Consider the following 16,620-nt stretch of genomic DNA (forward strand, 5'->3'; position numbering starts at 1 on the left):
TTTTATTACTATTATTATTATTATTATTATTATTATTATTATTATTATTATTATTATTATTATTACTATTATTATTATTATTATTATTATTATTATTATTATTATTATTATTATTATTATTATTATTATTATTTTCATGGTTAAGAATTATTGAAGTAAATTCATTATTATTTAGATTATTTTTAAATTTTTTTGGAATTTGAATTTTATTAAAGTAATTATTTTTTGTTTTAATTGCTAATTTATATAATTTTATTATTTCTTTTGGTTTTAATTTGGTGTCTATTAAAATTATTTGAGATAAATTTAATTTTTTATTTTCTTGTGTTTTATACAAGACTTTTTCTAAATTATGGTATTGATTTTGAAATACTTTAATTTTTTTTAGACTAGAATTGTATAAATTTAAAATAAATATATTTTCATTTTCTTCTATTTTTTCAATAAAATATCCATCATATTCATACTTATAATTTAATGAATTATTGGGTGATAGGTTATTATTAGATGATGGGTTATTATTAGGTGATAGGTCATTTGGTGTTTGTTCTGATGTGTTGTTTTTTAAGATATTTATTTCTTTTATAGTATTTAAAAAATCAGTATTTTTAATTTCTAAAATTAATTGATTGTCATCATAATCATCAAATACTTTTAAATCAGTTGAAGAAATCAATTTAATATTTTTATCCTTTTCTATTAGTTTTATATTATTTAAAGTGTTTTTTTTCATTTTCTCTTTCCAAAAAATTTTATAATTTTTTTAATGTTTTTTGAATAATTTAATACTCATGGATTTATTTTAATATTCATAAAATTTATTTATTCTTCATATTATTTTATTCTTTATATTATAAAAATTTATATTTAGTAGGTTAAATATAGTTGTATATTATAAATTTTATTTTTTTTAGATCACAATATTTGTTTTTTATTAGTTTATAATTTATTAGTTTATAATTTATTATTTTAATTGTAAGTTTATTTTTAATTAATCATTCAATTTTCATTATTTTTTTAATGAAGGATTTCATTATATGGTGAAGTTATGGTAGTTGTAATAGACCCTCAAAGTGCTGGAATTTCAGGTAATATGTTTCTTGGATGTCTAATCGATTTGGGATTAGATGAAAAAGATTTAAAATCATTTATAGAATATGTTTGCTCTTTTTTTGGTGGAGTAAATATAGAAATAAATAAAATTAATAAAAAAGGAATAGAATCAACATATGTTAACATCATCCCTAAAGATGAAGCTGTTAATGGAATCAGTTATTTAAATTTTATGGAAAAAATCCACTTAATTGAAGAAGAGTTTGATGGCTTGGATAATATTGAAATATTTGAAAGAGCAAAAAATGTTTTTGAAAAAATAGCTTTGGCAGAGTCTATAGTGCATGGCAAAGAACTTAATGAAGTTCATTTTCATGAGGTTGGAACAGCCGATGCTGTGGCAGATGTTTTTGGAGTAATTTATGGTTTTTATGAATTAAAGCTAAATAAAGAGAAGATAATTGGCTTACCAATTTCCTTAGGTGGAGGATTTAAAGAATCTCTTCATGGCCAAATTCCTATTCCCTCACCAGCAACACTTGAAATATTAAATGGTGTAAAATGCTTTGGAGGATCAATTAATAAGGAATTAGCCACACCAACAGGTTCTGCATTATATGTGGAACTCTGTGATGAATTTAAAGATTTTTATCCCTTGATGAAGCCATTAAAAACGGCTTATGGTGCAGGAACAATGAATTTAGATTTTCCTAATGTTTTAAGGATAGTACAAGCATCATCATCTGTAGATATTGAGAAATTAGAATTAATTGAAACAAATATAGACCACGTAAATGGAGAGGCAATGGGATATCTTTTTAACAAGCTGTTGGATAATGGTGCCAGAGATGTTTTTATTACACCCATAATCATGAAAAAAAACCGTCCAGGAAGTATTTTAAGTGTTATTGCTTTATCTAAAGATTTAGATAATCTTTTATCCATAATTTTCAATGAAATTGGAACATTAGGTATTAGAATCTCTCCTTATACTCACAGAGCCATTGTTGAGCGTAAAATTCTTGATTTAAAAATAGATTTAAAAGATTTTTTTGAAATCTCAACAAATAAGAATAGTATTAGAAATGTAAAATATAAAATAGGGTATATTGACAATAAAGTTATTTCTCAACGTCCTGAATATGATGATATTAGTTCAATAGCTAATGAATTTCATATTCCTTACCTTATAGTAGAAAAAAAGCTTTTAAAATATTTAGAAGAATTTTTATCAAATGAATTGTAATCTTATTATTTTTATATTTTTTATTAATTTTTTATTAGTTTCATAGCTTTTATTATAGCTTTTTATTATTTTTTATTATTTTTATAGCTTTTATTATAGCTTTTTATTATTTTTTATTATTTTTATAGCTTTTATTATAGCTTTTTATTATTTTTTATTATAATTTTTATATGTCATGTTTTTAATCGAGGTGCTATAATGGGAAAGAAAAAAAAAGGAATAGCTGTTTTATCTGGAGGATTAGATTCTACAGTTGCAGTATCTGTTTTTAAGGAAGATTATGATATTCATGCAGTTACATTTAACTACGGACAAAGAGCTGCAAATGAAGAAATTAATTCTGCAAGAGCTATTTGTGATAAATTAGATTTTAAACATACAGTAATTAATTTAAAATGGCTAAAAGATTTAGGTTCATCTGCCCTTACTACTGATAAAGATTTGCCTATTTTAAAAGAAAATCAACTTGATGATACTAAATTAACAAATGAATCTGCATTAAATGTTTGGGTTCCTGGTCGAAATGTTGTTTTTACATCAATAGCTCTTTCATTTGCAGAAAGTGAAGGTGCAGAGATAATTATAGTTGGATGGGATAAGGAAGAAGCTGCAACATTTCCTGATAATTCAAAAGAATTTCTTAAATCTTTTAATGAATTAATAAATATTGGTTCAATTGAAGATATTGAAATAAAAGCACCAGCTATTGATTTAACAAAAAAAGAGATTGTAGAATTAGGAGAAAAAATAAATGCCCCTATGGAATTAAGCTATTCTTGCTACAGTGGAGAAAAAAGCCATTGTGGAATATGTGAATCTTGTTTAAGAAGAAAAAGAGCATTTAAACAGGCAGATATTTTAGATAAAACTAAATATCTTGAATAATTGGATAAATGAAAAAAATAGGATTGTTTAATAAAAAATTAAAAAAATAAATTAAAAAATAGAATTTTTAATAAAAAAATAAATTAAAATAAATATTGGTTAAGTTAAATATTTTATTTTACAATCATTAAGGTGTCTCCAGCATTAACAGTGTCACCTTCGTCAATAAACATAGTTTCTACCTTTCCAGCAACTTGAGCATTAATGTTGTTTTCCATTTTCATGGCTTCAATAATGATTAATGTGTCTCCTACTTCTACTTTATCTCCAGAAGAAACTAAAATCTTAGAAACCATTCCTTGAATATTAGAAATAACTCCACCTTCAACAACTGCTGGAATCTTATCTTGGATTTGAGATATATCCATTAGACCTGTAGGAGTAATTTTAACATCAAAAGCTTCTCCATCCACTTCAACACTAAACTCATTAGGTATTTTAGAGTCTTCTGCCTCAACAGCTATTTTATTAGGATCAGGTATTTCTTCTTCTTCTACATCTCCTTTTAAAAACTTTTTAGCAACTGCAGGATAAAGAGCTAAGGTTAAAATGTCTTCCTCTTTTCTTATAATTGCTTCTTTTTCACCTAATTTTTTAAATTCTTCATATTCTGGTTTTATTAAATCTGCAGGTCTAACAGTAATTTGTTTTTCATCACCAATAATTTTTTCAACAATTTCTTTTTTTATTGGAATTGGAGGTTGACCATAGAATCCTTTTACATACTCTGTCATTTCATTTGATATTGTTTGGTATCGTTTTCCATTTAAAACATTCATTACTGCTTGAGTACCAACTATTTGGCTTGATGGAGTCACTAAAGGAGGATAACCCATATCTTCTCTTACTTTTGGCATCTCTTTTAAAACATCTTCATATCTATCTAGTGCATTTTGTGCTTTAAGTTGTGAAATAAGATTAGAAAGCATTCCACCAGGAATTTGATAGATTAAAACATCTGTATCAATTTTTTCAGAAATAGGATCAATAAGACCACTGTATTTCTCTCTAATTTTTTCAAAATATTTTTTAATATGATTTAGTAATTTTAAACTTAACTTTGTATCATATTTAGTCCCTTCAAGAGCAGCTACAATACTTTCAGTTGGAGGTTGTGAGGTTCCCCAAGATAATGGTGAAATTGCACAATCTAAAATGTCAACTCCAGCTTCACATGCAGCATAATAGCTTATTGGTGTCATTCCACTAGTACAATGAGAGTGTAAATTTATTATTAAGTCAGTTTCATCTTTTAACTGTGTAACAAGTTCTGAAATGTCTTTAGGGTATAATAATCCAGCCATATCTTTAATAGCTATTGAATCACACTCTAAAGCTTCAAGCTCCTTTGCTAATTTTAAGAAATCATCTAAACTGTGTACTGGGCTGATAGTATAACTTATTGTCCCTTGAACATGAGCTCCTTGTGCTTTAGCAACTTCTATTGTTTTTTTCATGTTTCTAACATCGTTTAATGCATCAAAAACCCTAAATATGTCTACTCCATTTTCATAAGATTTTTCTACAAATTTTTCAACAACATCATCAGGATAATGTTTGTATCCAACAAGATTTTGACCTCTAATAAGCATTTGAAGAGGAGTTTTGCTTAATAAATCTTTAATGCTTACTAATCTCTCCCAAGGGTCTTCATTAAGATATCTAATACATGTATCAAATGTAGCTCCTCCCCATGCTTCTATTGAAAAATATCCTACTTTGTCAAGTTCTTCAACAATAGGAAGCATGTCTCTTGTTCTCATTCTAGTTGCTAAGAGTGATTGATGGGCATCTCTTAATGCTGTTTCGGTAATTCTTATTTTTGTCATTTTATCCTCAATATTTGTTTTTTTTTAATAAAATGTAAACTTTTTTTTAAAAAAACTTTCTTAAATATTTTTTTAAGATATTTTAAAGATTTTTTCAATAATATAATTTTACTTATAAATCTATAATTTATTTACAAATTATCTAATTTATTTATAAATCATCTATAATTTTATTAATAATTTACAATTTTATAAAAATCAGCCATTTTCTTAAAATTCAAGTTCATTAACAAAATATATCTTTAATAAATTTATTTTTAACCTAATAAATATAATTTTAATTTTAAAATTATGCTTTCATTAGAAAATTTTCATAACTTATAAATATATGTTTTTAATATATTAATAAAATTTTCTATTTTTTTTAAAATAGATTTGACTTTATTATCAGTAAACTTAAATATTAATAAAAATAGATATAATTTAATTAAAAGACTTAACAAAAGTAATTATGATTTAATAAAATTATAATAAAAATTTTTACAATTTAATTAAAAGATTTAATAAAAATAATTATAATTTAATAAAAGTATAATAAAAATATCATAATTAAGTTAATTATTATGAAAATTGACAATAAATTTTTTATTCAACAACACTTTAATATAAAAATATTATTTTAAATGTTTTAATATTTATTTTTTTAATTTAAATAAAATTTAGAAGGATTAGTATGAAAATTGATTTTAAGGATTTTTTTAAAAAATTTACTTTAATTGACATTATAATTATAATTTGTGTAATGCTGGCTGTTGTTGTTGCTTTTACTCAAATATATGGTGAAGATGATAATCAAGTTCAATCGGTTTCTTTTGATTCTTCTTCTTTAGGTAAATTTGTTGAAAAATATCTTTCTTTTTATAATAATGGATATATAACTAAATCAAAAATTATTGGGTACAATTCTTCCAATATGGAAAAAATAGAAGTTGAAGGAACAGTTATTTGGGTCGATGATAACAAAGCCAATGTAAAGGTTTTGCTAGATGTAAATGGCTCTTCTATTTTAGCTGGATTGGCTACCGATCTTAAAGAAGCTGATATTTATATTGAACAGATAAGTTTAGAGAGTGATGGTTATAAATACCAAAATTTAACTGATGTTGTTGTTGAACCTGTAGAAATTAATTCTTTATCTGATTTAGTTTATAACTTCTCAGACAACTTAAATGCCACTTTGACTGCAACAATATCAACTGATACATATAAATCAATTCTTTCACAAAGATTAAACAATGAAATGTATTTAAAGTTTAATAAGCCTTCAATTACTTCAAAAGATACAGCTAACACTTTATTTTTTATTAAAGCAGATAAAAATGAGATTTTAATGGCAAATAATATTTTTGGATCATTATATGGTCAAACTGATTCCATTAAAATTAGAATTTATAACTGTAGTGATGAGGACTTAAACATTATTAAGGAAACATTTGTTGTTAAAAATATTAGAAAAATTACTTAAATAAAATTGTTTTGTATTTTAAATAATGTAATATCCATTAATATCCATATACTTATGCCATAATTATACCATATATTATGTCATATATTATACCATATAGTTATATCCATATAAGTTATATGTATTAGTTTTATTGTAATTTAAAATGATTTTATTTAATTTGGTGGAGAGCTAAATGAGCGAACTTTATTCCTTAGCAATTAGACTTTTTAATACTATTGAAGAAAATTTTAGAAAGTCTTTTTTATTTTCAATTATATTTAAAATAATGTATTTCTTTGAAAATCAGTGGATAAATAGCTTTTTTGTAGGCCTATATCCTTCTGCTGATTTTTTATCTTTTTTTAAAAGAAGTAAAATTATTTCAAATTATTTATTTTCTCCACTTATAGTGATTCTTGTATTTACATTGTTTTTACTTCTTAGTCTAAGTCCAGTTCATGAATCATTAGTTATAAATTTAATAATAGCATTTGTTTTCTTTCTTATTGGTTCTTTATTTATTCCTGAATTACTTTTTAGAAAAAAAAATCCTGATAAGCCAAGTTCTAGTATTAATGTAAATTCTAATAATTTTTTAAAATTTAATCAAAAAGACATTTATTCAATTGGTTTTTCATTGTTTTTAATATCCATTGTTTTTTTTGTTCTTTCAATTGCTTCAGTTGGAGGAATACCATTATTAAAACCTTCTCTACGATATTCTCTGAAACCTCTTTTAACCTTACCAATATTTTGTATTGTTCCAGCAATAGCTCTAATATTTTCCACATATCTTTCAAGATATGATGGTGGTGAACTGTCAAGAAAACAAGTTAGATTTAGGTTTTTAGTTTTAATAATCATTAGTTCTGGATTTCTTTTACTTTTAGGCTATAGGACACCTGTTTTAGCAGGTTTACTTGTAATGATTATAATGGCTTACTATGGAAAAGTTTTAGCTATTTGGGAGATTATTTTAGGAATACTTTTTAGCTTTTTATTGATTGTAGGTATTGGATACTTTAGATCTTTAAGTGAATATGCTATTACAGTTAATACAAGTCCATTTTATTCACTTCAAAAACGTGCAGACTTTACATTACATGTTTTAAATTTGTTAAATTTGATATCTGGAAATTTTGGAATTTTACATGGATCATTACTTCCTAGTGCTATTCCAACTAGTGATTTTGGTCCACGAATGATTATTGGTCAATTAATTGCTTGGAGGACTTCGGTTACTATTACTCCTACTTTAATCGGTCCTCTCCTTGTAGATTTTGGTCGTGTTGGTTTAGCCATAGGAATGTGTATTTTTGGACTTATTTTAGGCATAGGGCATAAATTAATTAAATTAACCAAAGATAATTTTTATATAGCTATTTATGGAATTTTATTGGCTTATACAATTTTAGGTGTTGAGACAGGGATTTTAGACATAAATATTTTATTATACTTCCTTGTTGGTATTTTAATTTATGGAGCAAATGTTTTTAGAGTAAATAGATCTTGAGATGCCTTTTTGATTTAATAATTATTAGGATAATATTTCTTTTAAGATAATATTTATTAGATTATTAAGATAATATTTATTAGATTATTAAGATAATATTTCTTAGATGATTAAGATAATATTTCTTAGCAAGTAATTATGATGATAATGTTTTTTATAAAAAATTTTTTAGTGTTTGATTAAATGGATTTAAAAATATATTGTAAAAATGGAAAACTAAGAAGAGTATTTCCTGTTGAAGAAGAGGAGTACTTTCAAGAAATTATTGAAATTGAAGGTCTCAGTGAATGTTTAAATGAGTTTAAGGATAATAAAAATTTAAAAAAAATAATAGATGATTCAGTTAATGGAAAAGAAGTTGATTTTTCATATTATTTTGATTTTGATGATTTAAATCTAACAAATTTTCAAAAAAAAGTTTTAAAGGAGACTTTTAAAATTCCTAATGGAGAAATCAGAACATATAAAGAAGTTGGTGAAGCTATTGGTTCTAAGGCATATAGAGCTATTGGAAATGCTTTAAACAAAAATCCTTTATTTTATATAATTCCATGCCATAGAGTTGTAGGAACCAACATGAAATTAACAGGATTTAGATCAGGATTAGAACTTAAAAAAGAAATGCTCCTAAAAGAGGGCTTTAAAATTGAAAATAATAGGATTATCATTGAATAAATCTTTTTTTAGCTTTTATTGAATTTAAATTTGATTTATTATTTTAAGGTTTTTTCATAGTTCATTAATTTAAAATTCACATACTCAATTTATTATACAAAATTTATTTATATTAAAAATTATATAATTTTTTAATAATTTTTATTTTTATTAATTTTTTTTTATTTAATTTTACTAATTTATTTTTATCAATTTATTTTTTTTTTTTTTTTATTCAATTTTACTAATAATTTTATTGTTATCCATTTTATTTTAAAATACTATTTTCACATTTCTCACATTATTTTATAATATTATTATGAATTAAAGGCATATCATGACAATTATTGAAGCAAAAAACATTAGTTACAAGTATCCTGATGGAACTAAAGCATTAAATAACGTTGATTTTGTAGTGAATAAAGGAAACATTGTTGCTCTCTTAGGTCCTAATGGAGCTGGGAAATCTACTCTATTTTTGAATTTTAACGGAATTTTAGAACCAACCGAAGGTAAAGTTTTTGTAGATGGAAAAGAAATTTTATACAATAAAAAATCACTTTTAGAAGTTCGTCAAAAAGTGGGAATTGTTTTTCAAAACCCTGATGATCAGCTGTTTGCTCCAACTGTTGAAGAAGATGTTGCATTTGGACCATTAAACCTTGGATTATCCCAAGAAGAAACTAAAAATCGTGTTGTTGATGCTTTAAAACGTGTGGGAATGGAAGGATTTGAAAAAAAACCTCCTCATCATTTAAGTGGTGGACAAAAGAAAAGAATAGCTATTGCAGGTATTTTGGCAATGAAGCCTGAAATAATGATTTTAGATGAACCTACTTCTGGTTTAGATCCTAAAGGTGCTTCAAAAATCTTGAAATTACTCAAAGAGTTAAATAATGAGGGAATGACAATTATCATTTCTACCCATGATGTTGATGCTGTTCCAATTTATGCTGATTTTATTTTTGTTATTAAAAATGGCAAAATAATTAAAAAAGGAAGTTCTCATGAAGTTTTTGATGATATTTCTGTTATAAGGGATGCTAATCTTCGTCTTCCAAGAATTGCTCACTTAATTGAAATTTTAGAAAAAAAAGACAGCTTTAAATCTAGTGATGCTTATCCTTTAACTATTGGTGAAGCTCGTCGTTACTTTGCAGAAGAGTAAATTATTTTTAATTTTTTTAATATTCTTCAATATTTTTATTAATAATTTTAATATAAGTATTACTTTTTTATTTTTTTCTAATTTTTCTTTAATTTTAAATTTATAACTATTATTTTATTTAATTGATAAAAAATTTATTTATATTCTTTTTTTTAGATTTTTCAGACTATTTATTCTTTTTTTATTTTTTTTATAAAATCTTCGTTGATTTTTTATAAAATTTTATATTTGTTTATTATTACTTTCAATTTTATTTCAACTTGTTATGTTTTATTTAGCAAAATTTTACTGAATTCTGCTTTTTTTTCTTTGAAAATGAATAATTTACCTTTTTTTAGAAAAATTATCTATTTCATCTGGCTTTTACTATCAGATTTTAAAGAAAATTTTATATATGTATTACTATTTAACTAATTAGTATCATTATAATAAGTTTTCATTATTTTATTTTCTATTAAAAAATTTATTATTTAACTTATATTCAACCTTCGCTCATTTTCCCATTAAACACAGCTTATTATAATGATTTTTACATATTTTTTAATCTTTTTTTAATAATCTTTTTATATTTTTTATATTTTTATAATTTCTTTATAATTTTTTTATAATACTTTTATAATCTTTTTATAATACTTTTGTAATCTTTTTATAATATTTTTATAATATTTTTTTTTGCAAATGATCTTTTTATTGTTTGTTTGCTCTTTATGGTTATGGATAATTTTTTAGATGCTTGGTTCCATTTGTTTTATTAAAATTCCCATGAATACAACAACTAATGGGAAAAAAACTATGTAAATTACTAATAATAGATTTGGAGGGACAATTTCTCCCATTACAGTTGAAGCAGCTATTAGCATTATTAATAATATTACTGGTGCTAAAATAGCTAAAAATGTATAAATCATAATAAATCCATTTAATTTTTGAGAATATTCTTTTAATTCATTATGTATTTCATAAGAGACATCTTCAGCTATTAAATTCAAAGTGTTAGCTAAATTTCCACCAGTTTTACTTGTGTTTATAATTTGATAAATAACACGATTTAAGTTTTCACTTTTAACTCTCTTAGACATATTTAAAAGTGAGTTTTCTAAAGTTTCACCATAACGAATTTCTTCAATAGCAATTGAAAATTCATTTGATAAATCATTATAATTAGAGTTTGCTATTGAATTCATTGTATCAAATAACCCTTTTCCTGATTTTAATTCAGTCACCATTTGTCTAAGACCATAAGGAATCTCTTTTGATATATTCTTTTTAACTTTACTGTTTTCAATTTTTGGATAGAAAACAACTAAAACAATTATTGTGAATATTATTGACAAGAAAATTAATCCTACTTCTAGTGAAAAGACTATTGATAAAATTAAAAAAATGCTTGTTGTTGTTATTAACCCTGTAGGTAGAACAAATTTAAAATTAATCTTTTTTAAAAAATCTTTAGAAGCTATTTCAATTTTTATTTGATTTATTAATTTATTTAAATCATTAATACTTTTAATATTTAGTTTATTTTGCTTATTCTCTTTATTTAGACTATTTAATTTATTTAATTGGTTTTCATCTAGGGCATTGTTTTCATTGACTTGATTATTTTGTATTTTATTAAATTTTAAATGTGTATTTTCATCTTTTAAAAAAAATTTTTCATTTAATAGCTGTAAAATTTGGCTTGTTTTTGTTTTTATGCTTGTTTTGTAATTTTTATCATTATCTTCTTCATATGCATAATTTTTTTCTTTAGTAATATGATTATTTTGATTTTGTTCTTTGAAGATAATTGTTTTTATAAAATTAATAAGTTTTAAGGATATTTTTCCAATAATGATTAAAATTATTTTAAATATTTTAAAAAATTCCATATTACACCTTTTTTTAATGTTTTATTTTTTAATATTATTTTTTTTAATATTTTATTTTTTAATATTTCTTTTTTTATTTTTTTATTTAGAATTTAATGAAATAAGACCTAATAATTCGTCGGAATTTCTATAATATTCATTTAAAAAGTTTGAAACTTCTTCATTTGATCTGATTTTGTTTTTTTCCATAAATTCTAAAATTGTTTTTCTTTTTTTTAATTCTATATCAATGTCTTTTAATGAAATTCCCTTGATGTCAGCTATTTTTCTTAAAATTTCACTTGAAATGGAAATATTTTCTATATCATCTATTTCTGGATTGTAAATAAAAATTTTGTTTAACTGGACTGTATCTTCTTCCATTCCAACAACTTCACAAACTTCTGTTACTCGTCTAATAGAGACACCATTACTTTGATAAATTCTATTTTGCATAACAATTAAATCAATAGCCGAAATCATAATTTTAGGAACAGCCATTGGGGGATGAATTAAACGATTAATTGTTTCTCTTGAATTATTGGCGTGTAATGTTCCAAAACCTGAATGTCCTGTATTTAAAGCAGTAAATAATGTAATAGCTTCTTTTCCTCTTACCTCTCCTACAATTATTCTGTCTGGTCTTTGTCTTAGAGAATTTTTTACTAAGTCATCCATATCTATTTCTCCTATTTGTTCTATGTTTTTACTTCTTGTCTCCATTCTTAAGACATGCTCATGAGGTATTTGAAGTTCTAATGTATCTTCAATTGTTATAATCCTTTCTCTAGGATTTATTAAATTTCCTAAACTATTTAATGTTGTTGTTTTTCCTGAACTTGTCCCTCCAGAAATAATAATGTTAGCAGGTTTAACTCCTAATCCATCAACAACCAACCAAAAGTAAGCAGCCAAAGAAGAGTTAATAGTTTTAAGTGAAATTAAATCTATAATTGTTAAAGGGTCTTTTTTAAACTTTCTTATGGTTAGTGTTGGGCCATCTGAAGATACTGGTTCTAATGTAGCATTAATTCTTGAACCATCTTTTAATCTTCCATCTAAAATAGGGGTTTGTTTATCAATTCGTCTGTTAATGTCTCTAGCTATTAAATCTATTATTGAAATTATTTTTTCCTCATTATCAAATATTAAATCTGTTTTCATCATTCCATGTTTTCTATGATATACAAAAACAGGTTTTTTTGTTCCTATAATCATTATTTCCTCTAAATCATCATCGTTTAACAATGGATCAATATCTCCATATCCTAAAAACTCTTGATAACAAATTTGGCTTAATTTATCAATGTATGTTTCATATTTATCATGATTGCTATTCATGTAATTTTCTTCATTTTCTTTATTTTCTCTAATTCTTTTATTCTCTTTAATTTTTTTATTTTCTTTAACTCTTTCATTTTTTCCATTTTTTTTATTTATATTTTCTGAGGATTGTTTTTCTTTAGATAAATTTAATTTGATAAAATTTTTAATATCTTTTAACAATTCATCTTTATTTAGCCTTAAATCTCCTCCTGAAGAAATAGCTAAATCGACTAAGCCATTTCTAATTTCATTTAAGACATATTCTTCATTTTTTGTTAATTTTATTTTATTTAACTTATATATAGGAATAGTTTCATTATTTTGCATAGTTTCATCTTTATCTGTTTTTAAATGTTTATAATTCATTTTTTTTTATTTGATTACTTAGTATTTTTTTTATTACTGATTTTAAACAGTAATTTAAATATAATTTAATATGCTTAATAAAATAACTCTTTTAAAATTAAAATAGCTTTTTAAGTGTAAAATAATTCTTTTAAAATTAAAATAGCTTTTTAAGTGTAAAATAATTAGTTAAATAATTAAATTATTTTTAGAAAAAAATTAATAAGTTGATAATTTAATAGAAAATTTTAAATCTTTTTAAATATAACTAGTATTATGGAATTGAATTGTTTGTGTGATAACAACTGTATTGTTCAATCTAAAAGTATAGAAAAAGCTATTGATTCAATTAAACCATGTTTTAAATGTGTAAAAATTAATTTAAAGAAATTTAAACCAATTGATGAACAAATTTGCCTTTCTACATTAGATAATGATTTTGGTAGATGTATTTGTGGTAAAAGACCTTTAGATATTGTCATGGCACATGTGTTAAAATTAATGGTCGAAGAAAAAATGGATGTTAAATCATTAAAGCTTAAAGATGGTCCAGCTCCACTTCCAAACCCTTTAAGTTCAAATCCAGATATTTATTTAAAAGAAAATTCTCTGGTTCTTATCCATCCAAATTTTGATGATGAGATAGCTAACAGATTAATAAATGAAGTATCTGAAATTAAAGCTATTTTAAAAGGAGATTCAAGTGATTTAATTGGATTAATAAATGTTAATGATTCATTAAAATCACACAAGTTACTGAAGGGTTGTGATTATCGCTGTGAAATTGTTGAGACTCCTTTAGACAAAATTGTCTTAAATAAACAACAAAGTAAAGTTCATATTGAACGTTCACCTGTTGTTGAAAATAAAATCCTTAAACTAAACAACTATTTTAAATCTAAACACTTAAGTGAAGAAGAAATTTCTAAAATGTCTATTTTAGATGGTACATCAGGTATTGGTTCCTTAGGAATATTTTCTTTACTTTATGGCTTTAATAAAGTTGTTTTCAATGACTTAAATCTTGAAGCTTTAAAAATGGCTTGTTTAAATCTTGAAGCTAATGGTTTTAAAACCACATTAGTTGATGATGAAGATAAAAATACATTTAACCCTGGGTTGGTTGCTTATGGAGATAAATTTCAGATTTATAATTTACCATTTGAAAAATGGGATAAACATTTTTCTTTTTTATTTGATTTTTGTATTGTAGATACTTTTCCTCAAACAGACAATAAAATTTTCCATAAAATAGCAGATAAAATAGCTAAGAATACTATTTTTATTTAATTTTTTATTTAATTTCATTAATTTCATTATTTTTTTTGCTTTTATGTTATTTTACTTTATTTTATTTTATTTTCACTTATTTTCACTTATTTTTACTTATTTTTACTTATTTTTACTTATTTTTACTTATTTTTCAATTAATTTCTATTATTTCTAATATTTTTTGTTTTTACATAAACATGTTGAAATATATTATCATAGCAGGTAAAATTAAGACACCCATTAGTTGGGATTTGCTCACACCGATATAATGAGGGAGAAGACCTAAAGCTGTTGAAGTGATTAAGGTTAATGTTAAATAGCTTATTGGACTAGAATAAATAAATCCAAAGATGTATAAAATAACTATCATTAAAATTATCACTGAAATACTCATTTTTTTGTAATCTAACTTTTCCATTATTCTTGCAAATATATCACCTAATTTTAAACAAATTATCAATGATATGGACACAGCGAGAAGAGATGCAAATGTAAAAATTAGCAGATGACCTATAGAAAAACTAGAAATCAAATAAGAAATGTAAACAGCTATTCCACTTCTTGGATTTCCGATTAAATATATGCAATAAAGTGAAAATAAGGTGTCTGAAGTATTTAAACCACTTATAGCCGTTAAAAAGCTTTTAACATTATCTTTTTCACTTCCTCCACTTAACTCTTGAGCTAAAACACTTCCTTGAGCAGGACCAAAACCAGGTAGAAATCCTAAAATGGCTCCAGTTGTACCTCCAGCTATTATTCCTTTTAACATATCTTTATTCAATTCAAGTTCATAGTATTTATTTTGATGTGGAATAATTGAATTTTCATTTAAACTAAATAAAATAGTACTTATTCCAAATAAACCTGTAAATACACACATTAAACTCAATCCAGAAGATATTGGGGTTTGAAAAACTGTCCAACCTAAAACTCCAGATAAGATAAATAAAAATAAGGACCATATCATATTTAATTTTCCACTGGAAAGTCTATAAACCATATATAAAGAAACAACAAGAAGAATTATCCATGTATATGGTTTTATAATTTCATGTATTGGTGGAAGTAAAATTGCAAAAAGAGGAAGGAGGACAATGGTAACTATAATAGCTGAAAAACCACCAATAGAAACTATTCGTATTGCCTCTTTTGACCTTCCCTCTAAAACCATTTTATGTCCTGGAAGGACAGATAGTGCTGTAGCTTCATCTGGTACTCCAAGTAACATTGATGGAACAAATTCGATCATCGCATGAGCTATAGACATTGTTACTAAAAAAATACACAGGAATTCTGGACTAGTAAATCCTAAAAGAAAAGTAGAGGATGCAAAAACTATAGCTCCAGCTGTGTTAACATGTATTCCTGGAATAAAACCTGTAAATGCACCACAAAGTATTCCTAAAAAGCAAGCAGCTATAAGATCAAAAATCTTATCACTCTCACTTCTTTAAATTATTGAAAAAAAGTATTTTATTAAAATAAATATGAATTTTACTAATGAATTTAAATTAAAGTTAAGTTTAAAGATATTTACATCAATCTTGTGGTATTTGTGATAGTAACATTACTAATACCATTGATATCAGCTAATTTCTTTTCAACTTCTTCAGTTCCACCTTCACCATCTTCAACAACAAAGACAACGATAAGTGCAACTAAACCAAAAGCTATTGGTTCTTCTTCAATGCTGTGAAGTTCAGGTATATTTTCTTTGATTTCAGATTTAACTTTTTCTAAATCGACTTCAACATCATCAGGCATTAACTTTGCTGTTGCTGCAACTTCTCCCATTTTATTTCCTCCACTTAATTATCTATTTTTTTAATATTTTTTTATTTTTAGTGCATTTAATTATTCCATGTTTTTTAAAAGCTTGTTTATATTATAAAATATTAATTATATTTTTTAATAATCAATTATATTTATTAACTATTAATTTTTTTTTAATATTTTTTAATATCTTTTTTTAATATTTTTGCTCACTTTTAAGAAATACCATTTTAAAATATTTTTTTATAGTATATAA

13 protein-coding genes are annotated in these 16,620 nt (G+C 23.8%); 7 read left to right on the top strand and 6 right to left on the bottom strand.

Features of this window, described 5'->3' with window-relative positions:
* Positions 1-733 (bottom strand): hypothetical protein (locus tag MBCUR_RS10425; protein WP_067092424.1); only part of this gene is annotated, 733 nt, incomplete at its 3' end.
* Between the two features lie 315 nt (positions 734-1,048).
* Between MBCUR_RS10425 and larC the strand changes: the two genes are divergently transcribed.
* Both larC and queC read left to right on the top strand, forming a co-directional pair.
* Positions 1,049-2,299 (top strand): nickel pincer cofactor biosynthesis protein LarC, encoded by a 1,251-nt coding sequence (larC, locus tag MBCUR_RS08165; protein WP_067092425.1) that lies wholly within the window; start codon positions 1,049-1,051, stop codon positions 2,297-2,299.
* 198 nt (positions 2,300-2,497) lie between these two features.
* Positions 2,498-3,184, top strand: coding sequence for a 7-cyano-7-deazaguanine synthase QueC (gene queC, locus MBCUR_RS08170; protein WP_084269645.1), 687 nt, complete (start codon positions 2,498-2,500; stop codon positions 3,182-3,184).
* Positions 3,185-3,297: 113 nt separating this feature from the next.
* Here queC and oadA read toward each other — a convergent pair whose 3' ends face one another.
* A complete protein-coding gene (gene oadA / locus MBCUR_RS08175; protein ID WP_067092427.1) occupies positions 3,298-5,013 on the bottom strand; it encodes a sodium-extruding oxaloacetate decarboxylase subunit alpha in 1,716 nt (571 codons plus the stop codon).
* A 673-nt stretch (positions 5,014-5,686) separates the two neighbouring features.
* Here oadA and MBCUR_RS08180 point away from each other — a divergent pair.
* The 4 genes from MBCUR_RS08180 (at position 5,687) to MBCUR_RS08195 (ending at position 9,795) form a co-directional block, all read left to right on the top strand.
* Entirely contained in the window at positions 5,687-6,478 is a 792-nt protein-coding gene (locus MBCUR_RS08180; RefSeq protein ID WP_067092428.1) for a hypothetical protein, read from the top strand.
* 175 nt (positions 6,479-6,653) lie between these two features.
* Positions 6,654-7,973: an oligosaccharide repeat unit polymerase family protein gene (locus MBCUR_RS08185; RefSeq protein ID WP_067092429.1), complete on the top strand. Its 1,320-nt coding sequence runs from the start codon at positions 6,654-6,656 to the stop codon at positions 7,971-7,973.
* A 183-nt stretch (positions 7,974-8,156) separates the two neighbouring features.
* The gene (locus MBCUR_RS10105; RefSeq protein ID WP_084269647.1) at positions 8,157-8,648 is read left to right on the top strand and encodes a methylated-DNA--[protein]-cysteine S-methyltransferase; all 492 of its coding nucleotides are present in this window, start codon (positions 8,157-8,159) and stop codon (positions 8,646-8,648) included.
* A gap of 322 nt (positions 8,649-8,970) precedes the next feature.
* Complete coding sequence (locus MBCUR_RS08195; protein ID WP_245637303.1) at positions 8,971-9,795, top strand: ATP-binding cassette domain-containing protein; 825 nt, start codon at positions 8,971-8,973, stop codon at positions 9,793-9,795.
* Between the two features lie 725 nt (positions 9,796-10,520).
* Here MBCUR_RS08195 and MBCUR_RS10430 read toward each other — a convergent pair.
* On the bottom strand, positions 10,521-11,666 hold the full coding sequence (locus MBCUR_RS10430; protein WP_067092431.1) for a type II secretion system F family protein: 1,146 nt from the start codon (positions 11,664-11,666) through the stop codon (positions 10,521-10,523).
* An 81-nt stretch (positions 11,667-11,747) separates the two neighbouring features.
* Positions 11,748-13,298 (bottom strand): CpaF family protein, encoded by a 1,551-nt coding sequence (locus MBCUR_RS08205; RefSeq protein WP_067092454.1) that lies wholly within the window; start codon positions 13,296-13,298, stop codon positions 11,748-11,750.
* Between the two features lie 294 nt (positions 13,299-13,592).
* On the opposite strand from MBCUR_RS08205, the gene MBCUR_RS08210 reads away from it, so the two are divergent.
* On the top strand, positions 13,593-14,606 hold the full coding sequence (locus MBCUR_RS08210) for a hypothetical protein (RefSeq protein WP_157077716.1): 1,014 nt from the start codon (positions 13,593-13,595) through the stop codon (positions 14,604-14,606).
* Between the two features lie 169 nt (positions 14,607-14,775).
* On the opposite strand, the gene MBCUR_RS08215 is transcribed toward MBCUR_RS08210, so the two are convergent.
* Positions 14,776-15,990 (bottom strand): tripartite tricarboxylate transporter permease, encoded by a 1,215-nt coding sequence (locus tag MBCUR_RS08215; protein ID WP_245637304.1) that lies wholly within the window; start codon positions 15,988-15,990, stop codon positions 14,776-14,778.
* Positions 15,991-16,124: 134 nt separating this feature from the next.
* Positions 16,125-16,385, bottom strand: coding sequence for an elongation factor 1-beta (locus MBCUR_RS08220; RefSeq protein WP_067092434.1), 261 nt, complete (start codon positions 16,383-16,385; stop codon positions 16,125-16,127).
* Between the last annotated feature and the right edge of the window lie 235 nt (positions 16,386-16,620).

The sequence above is a fragment of the Methanobrevibacter curvatus genome (genome assembly GCF_001639295.1).
Classification (GTDB): domain Archaea; phylum Methanobacteriota; class Methanobacteria; order Methanobacteriales; family Methanobacteriaceae; genus Methanoflexus; species Methanoflexus curvatus.

What these genes read in the sequence shown, in the direction of transcription:
- MBCUR_RS10430 (WP_067092431.1), bottom strand. Translation starts at nt 11,666, where the DNA reads ATGGAATTTTTTAAAATATTTAAAATAATTTTAATCATTATTGGAAAA.
- queC (WP_084269645.1), top strand. Translation starts at nt 2,498, where the DNA reads ATGGGAAAGAAAAAAAAAGGAATAGCTGTTTTATCTGGAGGATTAGAT.
- MBCUR_RS08220 (WP_067092434.1), bottom strand. Translation starts at nt 16,385, where the DNA reads ATGGGAGAAGTTGCAGCAACAGCAAAGTTAATGCCTGATGATGTTGAA.
- larC (WP_067092425.1), top strand. Translation starts at nt 1,049, where the DNA reads ATGGTAGTTGTAATAGACCCTCAAAGTGCTGGAATTTCAGGTAATATG.
- MBCUR_RS08205 (WP_067092454.1), bottom strand. Translation starts at nt 13,298, where the DNA reads ATGCAAAATAATGAAACTATTCCTATATATAAGTTAAATAAAATAAAA.
- MBCUR_RS08185 (WP_067092429.1), top strand. Translation starts at nt 6,654, where the DNA reads ATGAGCGAACTTTATTCCTTAGCAATTAGACTTTTTAATACTATTGAA.
- MBCUR_RS08180 (WP_067092428.1), top strand. Translation starts at nt 5,687, where the DNA reads ATGAAAATTGATTTTAAGGATTTTTTTAAAAAATTTACTTTAATTGAC.
- oadA (WP_067092427.1), bottom strand. Translation starts at nt 5,013, where the DNA reads ATGACAAAAATAAGAATTACCGAAACAGCATTAAGAGATGCCCATCAA.
- MBCUR_RS08210 (WP_157077716.1), top strand. Translation starts at nt 13,593, where the DNA reads ATGGAATTGAATTGTTTGTGTGATAACAACTGTATTGTTCAATCTAAA.
- MBCUR_RS10105 (WP_084269647.1), top strand. Translation starts at nt 8,157, where the DNA reads ATGGATTTAAAAATATATTGTAAAAATGGAAAACTAAGAAGAGTATTT.